Consider the following 12624-nt stretch of genomic DNA (forward strand, 5'->3'; position numbering starts at 1 on the left):
ACGGTCGTCGTGCACGGTGACGGTGCGAAACCAACGACGCACATCGCGTTGCGCAACACGCGCACCGTCTCACGAAACACGGCTAGCCGTTTCGTAGCCGGGTTCCGCATTGCGCAGGCCCGTTCTATACTCCCTCGCGCAGTCTCCGAGAGCCGTTCTCACCCAACATCACCGAAACAAGGAACGCCGATGCTGACTCGCTCCATTCTTTCCGCCGCCGCATTCTCGCTCGCGGCCTGTGCGACCGCGCCGTCGATCGCGCAGGACAACCAGGGCAACAACGCGGGCAACACTGCATTTTCCGAGACCGGTGCACAGGGCCGCCCGGTCAAGGTCATGATCATCACGATGTTCGGCCCGGAGGGCCAGGCCTGGCTCGACCGGATCGGCCCGTGGCGCGACATCGCCGTGCCGGGCCTGTCGCCCGACTATCCGGCGGTCCACTGCAACAAGCAGGATGTATGCGTGGTGACGACCGGCATGGGCTATGCGAACGCGTCGGCGACGATCATGGCGCTCACGTTCTCGCAGCGCTTCGATCTGCGCCGCACGTATTTCCTGATCTCCGGCATCGCGGGCGTCGACCCCGCGCAAGGCACGGTCGGGTCTGCCGCGTGGTCGAAATATCTCGTCGATTTCAGCCTGCAATGGGAACTCGATGCGCGCGAGATTCCGTCCGGCTGGAACACGGGCTTTCTCGGTATCAACACGAAGAGCCCGAACGACAAGCCGCCGCTCGACTACCGCACCGAAGTGTTCCAGCTCAACCCGCAACTGACCGACGCCGCGTACGCGCTGTCGCGCAACGTCGTGCTCGCCGACAGCGCGCAGGCGCAGGCCGCGCGCGCGAAGTTCACGTATGCGCCGGCGAACCGGCCGCCGACGGTGATCCAGTGCGACACGTCATCGGGCAACACGTGGTTCTCGGGCACGCTGATCGGCGAGCGCGCGCGCCAGTGGACAAAGATCCTGACCGACGGCAAGGGCACCTACTGCATGACCGCGCAGGAAGACAACGCGACATACGAAGCGCTCAAGCGCGCGGCGAGCGTGAAGCGGGTCGACCTGTCGCGCGTCGCGGTGCTGCGCACGGGCTCCGATTTCGATCGGCCGTATGCGGGGCAGACGAGCGCCGACAACCTGCTGAACTACGCGGACCAAGGCGGTTTCGCCCCGGCGACCGAAAACCTGTACCGCGCGGGCAATCCGCTCGTGCAGGACATCGTGACGCACTGGGGCGAATGGCGCGACGGCGTGCCGCGCCGATAATGTCCGGACATGGCCTGACGATGACTCAACCGGCGGTCAATGCGAGTGCGGAACCGAACGGAACGGCGTCCAGACCGGCGTGGTGTCGTCCCAGTGATCGAGCGGCGAAGGAAGTTGGTCGTTCATCATGTGCTCCTGCAACTAACTGACTCAGCGAGTCGTCGATGGGTGTTTCGCGACGCCGCGCACGGGGCCACCCGCTGCGCGGCGTTGCGCGTTTACCGGCCTCCGCCGGCGAGCTGGTTGCTTTCCGGCATCGAGCGATACGGGCCTTGCGCGAGTTCGAGCCCTTGCGGATACGAAGTCGCCTTGCGCAGGTACGCGAGCGTGCCGTCGCGGCGAGCCTGTTCGACTTCCGCGCTCACTTCGGCGCGTGTGCGCGGGCCGTTGTGCTGCGAGTACCACGACGTGTTGCCGTAGTCGCCGGCGTGCGGCGTGCCCGAATCGGCGAAGGCCGGTGCGGACACGGCGAGTGCGAGGGCAACGGCGGAGAGAAGGGTGCGGCGGTTCATGACGTAACTCCTGTATCGAGATGGGACGGCGCTTCAGCGCCGACTCGGATCCCGTGCTTGCATTGCGTCGGAGTCGGCGCCTGCTCCAGGGATCGGTTCGATGCGCAACGGTGTGCGCGACAGGGTTTACTCTAGGGGCCGGCAGCAACGCGATAAATGGCGCTGCTGCGAATTGAATTGTCGTCAGGCTGGAACAATCGTTACCCGCACGGCCGGTGAGGATATGGTCGCGAGCCTTGTGCATGGGGCTGCGGGCCGGTGGCCATGCGGGCGGCGCGCCCTGTGCGCGGCGCGGTCTTCCGCGCCGCGCACTGATCCTTTGCGTATGGCGGAACAATGGCGGCGCGGAGCATGCGATGCGCGGCGGGAACCGGTTGTCGGGCCGGCCCAACGCATCGGAGCGCACGTGCGGCAGTCAGATCGCTTCGAGACGATAGCCGAGCGTGTAGACCGCGCTGAGTCGCACGCCGTTCGACGGCTGGAGTGCGAGCTTCATCCGCAGCCGATAGATGTGCGTGTCGAGGCTGCGCGACACACCGACCATGTCCCTGCCCCAGAGCGAGCGTATCAACGCTTCGCGCGGCATGATCCGTCCGAGATTGCGGAACAGCAGCACGGCGAGCTCGAATTCGCGCGGGGTCAGCCTGATCGGCGCATCATGCAACCGCACCGTTCGCGCCTTCATATCGAACCGATAGCCGCCGATGTCGAGTGCCTCCTGCTGGACGCACGCGGGATACGCGCGGCGCAGCAGTGCGTTGGTGCGCGCCAGCAGTTCGAAATGGCTGATCGGCTTGACCATGTAATCGTCGGCGCCGGCGTTGATCGCGGAGAGGATCTCGTCCTCGCGCGCGCGATTCGTCAGAAACAGGATCGGCAAGCGCCCACCGATGCGTTCCCGCGTCCATTTCAGCACCTCGAACCCCGACAGGCCCGGCACTAGCCAGTCGAGAATCATCAGGTCGACCACCGCGTTCTCCAGATGGCGGATTGCCTGGAAGCCGTTGCCGACCGCATGCACGCGGTGTCCCGATTTCTCCAGTATTGCGGTGATCATTTCGACGTATGCGCTGTCGTCCTCGAGATATAGAAAATTCATGCTTGGTACTCCTTTGTAAGCGAGCAGGTCGATCATGCTGCGTCGAGCATGGATGGAGGAATTCTCGTGACCCGTGTGAGGTCGAGCGGCGACAGGCGAATTTCCGCGCATGTTCGCATCGTTCCGCTCCGTAATTGTCAACAATTTTGAACGCATAAAACGCGCTGTTATAGCGTCAATATCGCTTTTATTTGCGAATCTGAAATCAATATCGAACAATTATTGTTGACAAAGGTTGTCAATGCGAAACGGCAGCGCGATTACGCTTCGATGTACCGGCACCGCGTCGGTGGAGTCCCGGCGAAGAGCGGGTTTCGGGGAACATCGCATGCTGATATACAAGTCGTTCATGGAAAAGAAGGCGTTGCTCGAAGCGCAACTGGAACGCGAGCGTCTCGCCATATCCGAGGCCGTGCTGCTCGAAGTCCGGCGCTGTATCGAGGAATTCGGATTCACCCACAAGGAGGTGTTTCCGGCTGGTGCGATCGGCCGCAGGACGCGCCGGGCAAAGTATTTCGACCCACGGACCGGACGTACGTGGTCCGGCGTGGGCCGGGAGCCGGCATGGTTGCGTGGTCAGGATCGCAACCGGTTCCTGATCGATGCGATGTCGCCTGGTGAATCAGAGGATTCCTGATCAATGGATTTTTGAAGATTCGTCATGTCGGTCTTGATGCGCTTCGACGCGGCAGCCTGTCATCGGCGTTGCCGCGCGTTCGGAAGATCGATCACGCACTCACGCCGGATGACGGAGCGAAGCGGATGGAACCAGTTCCAGTTGAAATATTACATTTCGATTGTGACAGTTCCAGTGACGAACACCGGCGTCCCCATTTTTTCCCGGCCGGACCGAAGGGCGAGATCAGGAGCGAATGCGTATGAGCGATCGAGCAGCGCAACAGCACGGCGAGGCGTTGGCGCCCGAGCGCGTGTTTGTCGGCATCAGCGTGACGCAAGAGACGGTTGAGGTCGGCATCTCGTCGCTGGCGGTGATCTGCGGTTACCGGAACGAGACGTTCGGCATCGAGTCGATGACCGATGCAATTGCCGGATTGGCTCCTGCGCGCGTCGTGCTGGAGGCGTCCGGCGGCGCGGAAGCCGAGGCGGCTTGCGCGCTGCAGGCCGCGCGACTGGCGGTGGCCGTTGTCTATCCGCATCGGGCCCGCGATTTCCTCATGGGCGCGGTCGAGATTCCGCTCGAACGAAAAGGGGCGCGTGCCCGTTTTCTGACGGAACTGGCCGGCAAGTTCGATCAGCATCCGTCGTGCGCCCAACTCGTCGAGCCGTTGTCCGATCCGGAACTACTGTACGTGCAGGCACTGGTGCAGCGCCGCCGCCAACTCGCGCGCACGGTGATCGCGGAATATCAACTGCTCGCCTGCTGTCAGGCGAACGTGCGCGGCAACATCGAGCAGACGATCGCGTTTATGGAACACCAGATCGGCGTGATTGACCGCTTTTGCGCGCGGCACGTGAGCGCGCAGCGCGTGAAACTGGCGCGGGCGATGGCGCGCGCGAAGCGGCCCGGCCGCGGCGCACCCGGCATGGCGGCCGCGGAATTCATACGGGCGTGGAGAGCGAAGTGAACGAGGCGCCCGGGTGCGCCGGACCTACGCGACCCACTCGTTGATGACCGGCGTGTCGAGCGCCGGCGCGCGCTCGGCTTCCTCGAACGTGCGCTTGCTGCACGTCGCGTCGAGGCTGCCCTTGCCGCTCAGCAGCGGGCAGCGGTCGAACACTTCGGCGATCCAGTCGACGAACACGCGCACTTTCGGCGACAGATGGCGGCTGTGCGGATACACGACCGAGATCGGCATCGGCAGCGGCTTGATGCCGGGCAGCACTTCCTTGAGCCGGCCGTCGCGCAGGTGCGGCAGCACCATGAAGAGCGGCGGCTGGATCAGCCCGAAGCCTTCGATCCCGCAGGTCACGTATGCATCCGCGTCGTTCACCGACACGATGCTTTCCATCTTGATCTCGGTTTCCTTGCCGTCGATCAGGAACGACCAGTCGATCGTGCGGCCGGTGCGGCTCGAGAAATAGTTGACGGCCTTGTGCTGGCTCAGGTCCTCGATCGTCTTCGGCTCGCCGAAGTGCTCGAGATAGGCGGGCGCGGCGACCGTCACGCCTTCGAACAGGCCGACCCGGCGCGCGACGAGCGACGAATCCTGCAGCGCGCCGACGCGGATCACGCAGTCGACGCCTTCCTGCAGCAGGTCGACCGGGCGGTCGGACAAGCCGAGCTGCAGGTCGATGTCCGGATAGCGCGTGTGAAATTCGCACAGCGACGGAATCACGAGCAGCCGCCCGATCGAACCCGGCATGTCGATACGCAACTTTCCGTGCGGCTTCCGATTGTTGGCCTGGAAGCTCGCTTCGGTTTCCTCGACGTCCGCGAGGATCCGCACGCATCTTTCGTAGTACGCGGCGCCGTCCGGCGTCAGCGACAGCCGGCGCGTGGTCCGGTGCATCAGCCGCACGCCGAGGAATGCTTCGAGATTCTGGATGATCGTCGTGACGGACGCCCGCGGCAAGCTGAGCGTTTCTGCTGCCTTGGTGAAGCTGCTTGTATCGACGACGCGAGTAAACACCTGCATGGCCTGAAGCCGGTCCATCACAACCTCCGCAATCTAATTTGCCGCCGGAACAAGAAGGCTGCGCTACCTCGTGGGTGAACGCAGCCTCGGATTGTTCGGGGTCGTTGAATTGTGTTGCCGGATTATAGGCATTTATCCCAATGTCTGCCGGACCCAGAATTCGTTCCATCTCGAAATGGATGCTGCATCGTCATGGACGCTTCTGAATTCAGCAAATTCCTGAAAGCCGCGCTGCCCGCGCAAGCCTTGGCGGGCGCGGCGCTGACGGTCGCCGAAGTGGAAATTCCCGGCTACGCGCAGGACATCGTGCTGCGCCTCTACCGCCGCCCGGACAAGACCGGGTTGCCAGTAGTGCTTTATTTCCACGGCGGCGGTTTCGTCCGCGGTTCGCTCGAAGACGCCGATTTCGCCGCGCGTTTTTTAGCAGAACGCTTACCAGCTCTCGTAGTGTCGGTCGATTATTCGCTCGCGCCGGCCTTTCCTTTTCCGGCCGCGCCGGAGGATGCGTATCGCGCGGCCGTGTGGGCCGCGACACGTGCCCGCGCGTTCGGCGGCAATCCGAAGAAGATCGGTGTCGCGGGCCACGACGCGGGCGGCCAGCTTGCGAACTGCCTCGCGTTCATCGCGCGCGACCGCGGCGAAGTGTCGATCGCCGCGCAGGCGCTGTTCGGGCCGATGCTCGACCCGAGCATGACGCGCATCGGCGACGCCGAGCGCCTCGCGTCCGACATCACCGCGCGCGAATGCGCGGCCTGTTATCGCGCGTATCTGCCGCAGGCGGCGCAGCGCATGCACCCGTACGCGGCGCCGCTCGAATCGGTGCGCCTCGCGGGGCTGCCGCCGACGCTCGTCGTCACAGCGCAGAACGACGTGCTGCACGTCGAAGCGGAGAAATATGCGGGCTGCCTGATTTCATCGGGCGTGCTCACGCAGGTGATCCGCTATCCGGATATCACGCATGCCGCGCTCGCGACGCACGAAGCCGCATTCGAGGAAGCCGTGCGCTTCTTCCAGTGCCGCTTCCAGGCGCGCCAGCCGAACCGTTCCGAATAACCAGAACCAATCCACGTTTATTGGAGATCCACATGGCCATCCTACGCACCTCCCGTTCCCGAATCGCGACAGCGGCGATCGTGACGCTCGCCGTCGTCGGCCTCGGAACGTTCGGCGCAATGCGCGTGAACGCGAACGCGCCCGAAAAAGCGGCCGCGCCGCTGCCCGAAGTCGACGTTGCGACCGTCGTGCCGCAGACCGTGACCGACTGGCAAAGTTATTCGGGCCGCCTCGAAGCGATCGAGAAGGTCGACGTACGCCCGCAGGTGTCGGGCACGATCGTCGCGGTGAATTTCAAGGACGGCGCGCTCGTGAAGAAGGGCGACGTGCTGTTCGTGATCGACCCGCGCCCGTACCAGGCCGAAGTCGACCGCGCGGCCGCGCAGCTCGCGGCTGCCCAGGCGCGCAACGGCTATGCGCAGACCGACTGGCAGCGCGCGCAGCGGCTGATCGGCGACAACGCGATCGCGAAGCGCGATTACGACGAGAAGCAGAACGCAGCCCGCGAGGCGGCGGCGAACGTGAAGGCGGGCGATGCCGCGCTGGAAACGGCGCGCATCAACCTCGGCTATACGCGGATCACCGCACCGGTGTCGGGCCGCGTGTCGCGCGCGGAGATCACGGTCGGCAACGTCGTGTCGGCCGGTGCATCGGCCGCGCCGCTGACGACGCTCGTGTCGGTGTCGCCGATCTATGCGTCGTTCGATGCGGACGAGCAGACCTACCTGCAATACATCAATGGCGCGCGCGACGGCCGCAAGGTGCCGGTCGAGCTCGGCCTCGCGAACGAAACCGGCTACTCGCGCAGCGGCGAGATCGACTCGGTCGACAACCGGCTCGACACGTCGTCCGGCACGATCCGCGTGCGCGCGCGCTTCGACAACGCGGACGGCGCGCTCGTCCCGGGCCTCTACGCGCGTGTGAAGGTGGGCGGCAGCGCACCGCACCAGGCGCTGCTCGTCGACGACGCGGCGATCAACACCGACCAGGACAAGAAGTTCGTGTTCGTCGTCGACCAGCAGGGCCGCGTGTCGTACCGCGAAGTGCAGCAGGGGATGCAGCACGGCAACCGGCGCGTGATCGTGAGCGGGATTTCCGCGGGCGACCGCGTGATCGTGAACGGCACGCAGCGCGTACGGCCCGGCGAGCAGGTGAAGCCGCACATGGTCCCGATGACGGGCGGCGATGCGCCGTCCGCGCCGCTCGCGAGCACCGCGAAGCCGGCCGCACCGGCGAAGGCGGATTCGTAAGCGGTACGCCGCTACGTTTTCCGCGTTCAACCAGACAGAGCCACACATGAACATTTCCAAATTCTTTATCGACCGACCGATCTTTGCAGGAGTCCTATCGGTGATCATCCTGCTCGGCGGGGTGATCGCGATGTTCCTGCTGCCGATTTCGGAATATCCGGAAGTCGTGCCGCCTTCCGTGATCGTGAAGGCGCAGTACCCGGGCGCGAACCCGAAAGTGATCGCCGAGACGGTCGCGTCGCCGCTTGAGGAGCAGATCAACGGCGTCGAGGACATGCTCTACATGCAGTCGCAGGCGAACAGCGACGGCAACATGACGATCACCGTCACGTTCAAGCTCGGCACCGATCCGGACAAGGCCACGCAGCTCGTGCAGAACCGCGTGAACCAGGCGCTGCCGCGTTTGCCGGAAGACGTGCAGCGGCTCGGCATCACCACGGTGAAGAGCTCGCCGACGCTGACGATGGTCGTGCACCTGATCTCGCCGGACAACCGCTACGACATGACCTACCTGCGCAACTACGCGCTGATCAACGTGAAGGATCGCTTGTCGCGGATCCAGGGCGTCGGCCAGGTGCAGCTGTGGGGTTCGGGCGACTACGCGATGCGCGTGTGGCTCGATCCGCAGAAGGTCGCGCAGCGCGGGTTGTCCGCCGAGGACGTCGTGCAGGCGATCCGCGAGCAGAACGTGCAGGTCGCGGCCGGCGTGATCGGCGCGTCGCCGTCGCTGCCCGGCACGCCGCTGCAGCTGTCGGTGAACGCGCGCGGCCGTCTGCAGACGGAAGACGAGTTCGGCGACATCGTCGTGAAGACGACGCCGGACGGCGGCGTCACGCGCCTGCGCGACATCGCGCGGATCGAGCTCGACGCGTCCGAATACGGGCTGCGCTCGCTGCTCGACAACAAGCCGGCCGTCGCGATGGCGATCAACCAGTCGCCGGGCGCGAACTCGCTGCAGATCTCGGACGAAGTGCGCAAGACGATGGCCGAGCTGAAGCAGGACATGCCGGCGGGCGTCGACTACAAGATCGTCTATGACCCGACGCAGTTCGTGCGTTCGTCGATCAAGGCCGTCGTGCACACGCTGCTCGAAGCGATCGCGCTGGTCGTGATCGTCGTGATCGTGTTCCTGCAGACCTGGCGCGCGTCGCTGATTCCGCTGATCGCGGTGCCGGTGTCGATCATCGGCACGTTCTCGCTGCTGCTCGCGTTCGGGTATTCGATCAACGCGTTGTCATTGTTCGGGATGGTGCTCGCGATCGGTATCGTGGTCGACGATGCGATCGTCGTCGTCGAGAACGTCGAGCGCAACATCGAAAGCGGGATGAACGCGCGGCAGGCGACCTACAAGGCGATGCAGGAAGTGAGCGGGCCGATCATCGCGATCGCGCTGACGCTCGTCGCCGTGTTCGTGCCGCTCGCATTCATGTCGGGCCTGACCGGCCAGTTCTACAAGCAGTTCGCGATGACGATCGCGATCTCGACGGTGATCTCGGCGTTCAACTCGCTGACGCTGTCGCCGGCGCTGTCCGCGATCCTGCTGAAGGGCCATGGTGAAAAGGAAGACTGGCTCACGCGCGTGATGAACCGCGTGCTCGGCGGCTTCTTCCGCGGCTTCAACAAGGTGTTCCATCGCGGCGCGGAGAACTACGGCCGCGGCGTGCGTGGCGTGCTGTCGCGCAAGACGCTGATGCTGGGCGTGTATCTCGTGCTGGTGGGCGCGACCGTGCTGGTGTCGAAGGTCGTGCCGGGCGGTTTCGTGCCCGCGCAGGACAAGGAATACCTGATCGCGTTCGCGCAGTTGCCGAACGGTGCGTCGCTCGACCGTACCGAGAAGGTGATTCGCGACATGGGCTCGATCGCGCTGAAGCAGCCGGGCGTCGAGAGCGCGGTGGCGTTCCCGGGGCTGTCGGTGAACGGCTTCACGAACAGCTCGAGCGCGGGCATCGTGTTCGTCACGCTGAAGCCGTTCTCCGAACGGCACGGCAAGGCGCTGTCGGCCGGCGCGATCGCCGGCGCGCTGAACCAGCAGTACGGTGCGATCAAGGACTCGTTCGTCGCGGTGTTCCCGCCGCCGCCGGTGCTCGGCCTCGGCACGCTCGGCGGTTTCAAGATGCAGATCGAGGATCGCGGCGCGGTCGGTTATGCGCGGCTCGCGGACGCGACCAACGACTTCATCAAGCGCGCGCAGCAGGCGCCGGAGCTTGGCCCGCTGTTCACGAGCTACCAGATCAACGTGCCGCAGCTCAACGTCGATCTCGACCGCGTGAAGGCGAAGCAGCTCGGCGTGCCGGTCACCGACGTGTTCAACACGATGCAGGTGTATCTCGGCTCGCTGTACGTGAACGACTTCAACCGCTTCGGGCGCGTGTACCAGGTGCGCGTGCAGGCCGATGCGCCGTTCCGCCAGCGCGCGGACGACATCCTGCAGTTGAAGACGCGCAACGACAAGGGCGAGATGGTGCCGCTGTCGTCGCTCGTCACGGTGACGCCGACGTTCGGCCCTGAAATGGTGGTGCGCTACAACGGTTACACCGCGGCCGACATCAACGGCGGCCCGGCACCGGGCTTCTCGTCGGGTCAGGCGCAGGCCGCGGTCGAGCGGATCGCGCACGAGACGCTGCCGCGCGGCGTGCGGTTCGAGTGGACCGACCTCACGTACCAGCAGATCCTCGCGGGCGATTCGGCGATGTATGTGTTCCCGATCAGCGTGCTGCTCGTGTTCCTGGTGCTCGCCGCGTTGTATGAAAGCCTGACGCTGCCGCTCGCGGTGATCCTGATCGTGCCGATGAGCATTCTGTCGGCGCTGACGGGCGTGTGGCTCACGCAGGGCGACAACAACATCTTCACGCAGATCGGCTTGATGGTGCTGGTGGGGCTGTCGGCGAAGAACGCGATTCTGATCGTCGAATTCGCGCGCGAACTCGAACACGACGGCAGGACGCCGCTCGAGGCCGCGATCGAGGCGAGCCGGCTGCGGCTGCGCCCGATCCTGATGACGTCGATCGCGTTCATCATGGGCGTCGTGCCGCTCGTCATGTCGACGGGTGCGGGTTCGGAAATGCGTCACGCGATGGGTATCGCGGTGTTCTTCGGGATGCTTGGCGTGACGCTGTTCGGGCTGATGCTGACGCCGGTGTTCTATGTCGTGCTGCGTACGCTCGCGGGCGGCAAGATCCACGTCGCGGGCAAGGACTCGGCCGGTTATGGCGTGCCGACCCCGGGCGTACCGGCTTCGGATGCTTGAGGATAAGAAGATGGACAACATGCACAACACGAATGGCCTGATGCGCTTCGCGAAGGTGGCGGCCGCGAGCACCCTGCTCGCGACGCTGCTCGCCGCGTGCGCGGTGGGCCCCGACTACAAGCGCCCGGATGTGTCGACGCCCGCCGCGTTCAAGGAAGCGCCGACGCTCGCCGCGGGCGAACAGGCTGGCACGTGGAAGACGGCCGAGCCGTCGGACGGTGCGCATCGCGGCGAATGGTGGACGGTGTTCGGCGACCCGGTGCTCGATTCGCTCGAGACGCAGGCGCTCGCCGCGAACCAGAACCTGAAGGCCGCGGCCGCGCGTGTCGAGGAAGCGCGCGCGGCGACGCGTTCGGCGCGCTCGCAATGGTTCCCGCAGATCGGCGCCGGTTTCGGGCCGACGCGCGAAGGGCTGTCGTCGGCGTCGCAGTTCCAGCCGCAAGGCACGGGCCCGACCACCGCGACGCTGTGGCGCGCGCAGGGCACGGTGTCCTACGAGGCCGACCTGTTCGGCCGCGTCGGCCGCAACGTCGAGGCGTCGCGCGCCGACCAGGCGCAGAGCGAAGCGCTGTTCCGTTCGGTGCAGCTCGCGCTGCAGGCGGACGTCGCGCAGAATTACTTCGAACTGCGCCAGCTCGACTCTGACCAGGACCTGTACCGCCGCACGGTGGAATTGCGCGATCAGGCGTTGAAGCTCGTGCAGCGCCGCTTCAACGAAGGCGACATCAGCGAGCTCGACGTGTCGCGCGCGAAGAACGAGCTGGCCAGCGCGCAGGCCGATGCGGTCGGCGTCGCGCGCCGGCGCGCGGCTTCCGAGCATGCGCTCGCGATCCTGCTCGGCAAGGCGCCCGCGGATTTCGCGTTCAAGGAAACGCCGATCGTGCCGGTCGGCGTGAAGGTTCCGGCGGGCCTGCCGTCCGCGCTGCTCGAACGCCGTCCGGACGTATCGGCGGCCGAGCGCGCGATGGCGGCCGCGAACGCGCGGATCGGCCTCGCGAAGTCGGCGTATTTCCCGAAGCTCGACATCACGGGGGCGTTTGGTTATGAGGCGTCGACGCTCGGCAGCCTGTTCATGTGGTCGAGCCGCACGTTCCTGCTCGGGCCGTTCGCCGGCACCGCGCTGACGCTGCCGCTGTTCGACGGCGGGCGCCGTGCGGCCGGCGTGCAGCAGGCGCGTGCGCAGTACGACGAGCAGGTCGCGAACTACCGGCAGCAGGTGCTCGTCGCGTTCCGCGAGGTCGAGGACAATCTCGCCGATCTGCGCCTGCTCGACGACCAGATCCGCGCGCAGGATGCGGCCGTCAATGCGTCGCGCCGCGCGGCGACGCTGTCGCGCACGCAGTATCAGGAGGGTCAGGTTGCATATCTCGACGTGATCGACAGCGAGCGGTCGGTGCTGCAGTCGCAGTTGCAGTCGAACCAGTTGACCGGTGCGCAGGCCGTGTCGACCGTGAACCTGATTCGTGCGTTGGGCGGCGGGTGGGGTAATGCGCCGACGGCGGTCGGCGATGCGGCGACGGGCAAGCAGGAAGTCGCCGTGCGTTGAGATGCCGGCCCGCGACGGGCCGCCGTAGCAGGTGGATGATCGAAGAACCCC

The 12624-nt window shown here is 65.5% G+C and carries 10 protein-coding genes; 7 read left to right on the forward strand and 3 right to left on the reverse strand.

Going from position 1 to position 12624, the window contains the following annotated elements:
* Nucleotides 1–189: 189 nt before the first annotated feature.
* Nucleotides 190–1269 (forward strand): purine-nucleoside phosphorylase, encoded by a 1080-nt coding sequence (locus tag OEJ37_RS30225; protein ID WP_174421762.1) that lies wholly within the window; start codon nucleotides 190–192, stop codon nucleotides 1267–1269.
* Nucleotides 1270–1487: 218 nt separating this feature from the next.
* Here the strand turns inward: OEJ37_RS30225 and OEJ37_RS30230 are convergent, their stop codons facing one another.
* Together OEJ37_RS30230 and OEJ37_RS30235 are read right to left on the reverse strand one after the other, a co-directional pair.
* Complete coding sequence (locus tag OEJ37_RS30230) at nucleotides 1488–1781, reverse strand: DUF4148 domain-containing protein (RefSeq protein WP_152859588.1); 294 nt, start codon at nucleotides 1779–1781, stop codon at nucleotides 1488–1490.
* Between the two features lie 415 nt (nucleotides 1782–2196).
* On the reverse strand, nucleotides 2197–3099 hold the full coding sequence (locus OEJ37_RS30235) for a response regulator transcription factor (protein ID WP_263348339.1): 903 nt from the start codon (nucleotides 3097–3099) through the stop codon (nucleotides 2197–2199).
* 109 nt (nucleotides 3100–3208) lie between these two features.
* On the opposite strand from OEJ37_RS30235, the gene OEJ37_RS30240 reads away from it, so the two are divergent.
* Both OEJ37_RS30240 and OEJ37_RS30245 read left to right on the forward strand, forming a co-directional pair.
* Nucleotides 3209–3517 carry an H-NS family nucleoid-associated regulatory protein gene (locus OEJ37_RS30240; protein WP_174421760.1) on the forward strand — a complete coding sequence of 103 codons (309 nt, stop codon included), beginning with the start codon at nucleotides 3209–3211 and terminating at the stop codon, nucleotides 3515–3517.
* Between the two features lie 277 nt (nucleotides 3518–3794).
* Nucleotides 3795–4466, forward strand: coding sequence for a hypothetical protein (locus OEJ37_RS30245; protein ID WP_263348341.1), 672 nt, complete (start codon nucleotides 3795–3797; stop codon nucleotides 4464–4466).
* Nucleotides 4467–4490: 24 nt separating this feature from the next.
* Here the strand turns inward: OEJ37_RS30245 and ceoR are convergent, their stop codons facing one another.
* Entirely contained in the window at nucleotides 4491–5495 is a 1005-nt protein-coding gene (gene ceoR / locus OEJ37_RS30250; RefSeq protein ID WP_174421758.1) for a putative multidrug efflux transcriptional regulator CeoR, read from the reverse strand.
* A gap of 174 nt (nucleotides 5496–5669) precedes the next feature.
* Here ceoR and OEJ37_RS30255 point away from each other — a divergent pair, with 174 nt between their 5' ends.
* The 4 genes from OEJ37_RS30255 to opcM are packed head-to-tail and all read left to right on the forward strand — an operon-like array spanning nucleotide 5670 to nucleotide 12573.
* On the forward strand, nucleotides 5670–6530 hold the full coding sequence (locus OEJ37_RS30255; RefSeq protein WP_047902337.1) for an alpha/beta hydrolase: 861 nt from the start codon (nucleotides 5670–5672) through the stop codon (nucleotides 6528–6530).
* A 32-nt stretch (nucleotides 6531–6562) separates the two neighbouring features.
* Nucleotides 6563–7780, forward strand: coding sequence for a multidrug efflux RND transporter periplasmic adaptor subunit CeoA (gene ceoA, locus OEJ37_RS30260; protein ID WP_174421757.1), 1218 nt, complete (start codon nucleotides 6563–6565; stop codon nucleotides 7778–7780).
* A 46-nt stretch (nucleotides 7781–7826) separates the two neighbouring features.
* Nucleotides 7827–11027: a multidrug efflux RND transporter permease subunit CeoB gene (gene ceoB, locus OEJ37_RS30265; protein WP_263348347.1), complete on the forward strand. Its 3201-nt coding sequence runs from the start codon at nucleotides 7827–7829 to the stop codon at nucleotides 11025–11027.
* 10 nt (nucleotides 11028–11037) lie between these two features.
* Nucleotides 11038–12573 (forward strand): multidrug efflux transporter outer membrane subunit OpcM, encoded by a 1536-nt coding sequence (opcM, locus tag OEJ37_RS30270; RefSeq protein ID WP_263348349.1) that lies wholly within the window; start codon nucleotides 11038–11040, stop codon nucleotides 12571–12573.
* The last annotated feature ends 51 nt before the right edge of the window (nucleotides 12574–12624 follow it).

Origin of the sequence: Burkholderia sp. BKH01, from assembly GCF_025685725.1 — a bacterium.
Taxonomy (GTDB): Bacteria; Pseudomonadota; Gammaproteobacteria; order Burkholderiales; family Burkholderiaceae; genus Burkholderia; species Burkholderia pyrrocinia_C.

Bases quoted from the DNA above. Each gene is read 5' to 3' on its own strand.
- OEJ37_RS30225 (WP_174421762.1), top strand. From the start codon at position 190: ATGCTGACTCGCTCCATTCTTTCCGCCGCCGCATTCTCGCTCGCGGCC.
- OEJ37_RS30230 (WP_152859588.1), bottom strand. From the start codon at position 1,781: ATGAACCGCCGCACCCTTCTCTCCGCCGTTGCCCTCGCACTCGCCGTG.
- OEJ37_RS30240 (WP_174421760.1), top strand. From the start codon at position 3,209: ATGCTGATATACAAGTCGTTCATGGAAAAGAAGGCGTTGCTCGAAGCG.
- ceoR (WP_174421758.1), bottom strand. From the start codon at position 5,495: ATGGACCGGCTTCAGGCCATGCAGGTGTTTACTCGCGTCGTCGATACA.
- OEJ37_RS30255 (WP_047902337.1), top strand. From the start codon at position 5,670: ATGGACGCTTCTGAATTCAGCAAATTCCTGAAAGCCGCGCTGCCCGCG.
- ceoA (WP_174421757.1), top strand. From the start codon at position 6,563: ATGGCCATCCTACGCACCTCCCGTTCCCGAATCGCGACAGCGGCGATC.
- ceoB (WP_263348347.1), top strand. From the start codon at position 7,827: ATGAACATTTCCAAATTCTTTATCGACCGACCGATCTTTGCAGGAGTC.
- opcM (WP_263348349.1), top strand. From the start codon at position 11,038: ATGGACAACATGCACAACACGAATGGCCTGATGCGCTTCGCGAAGGTG.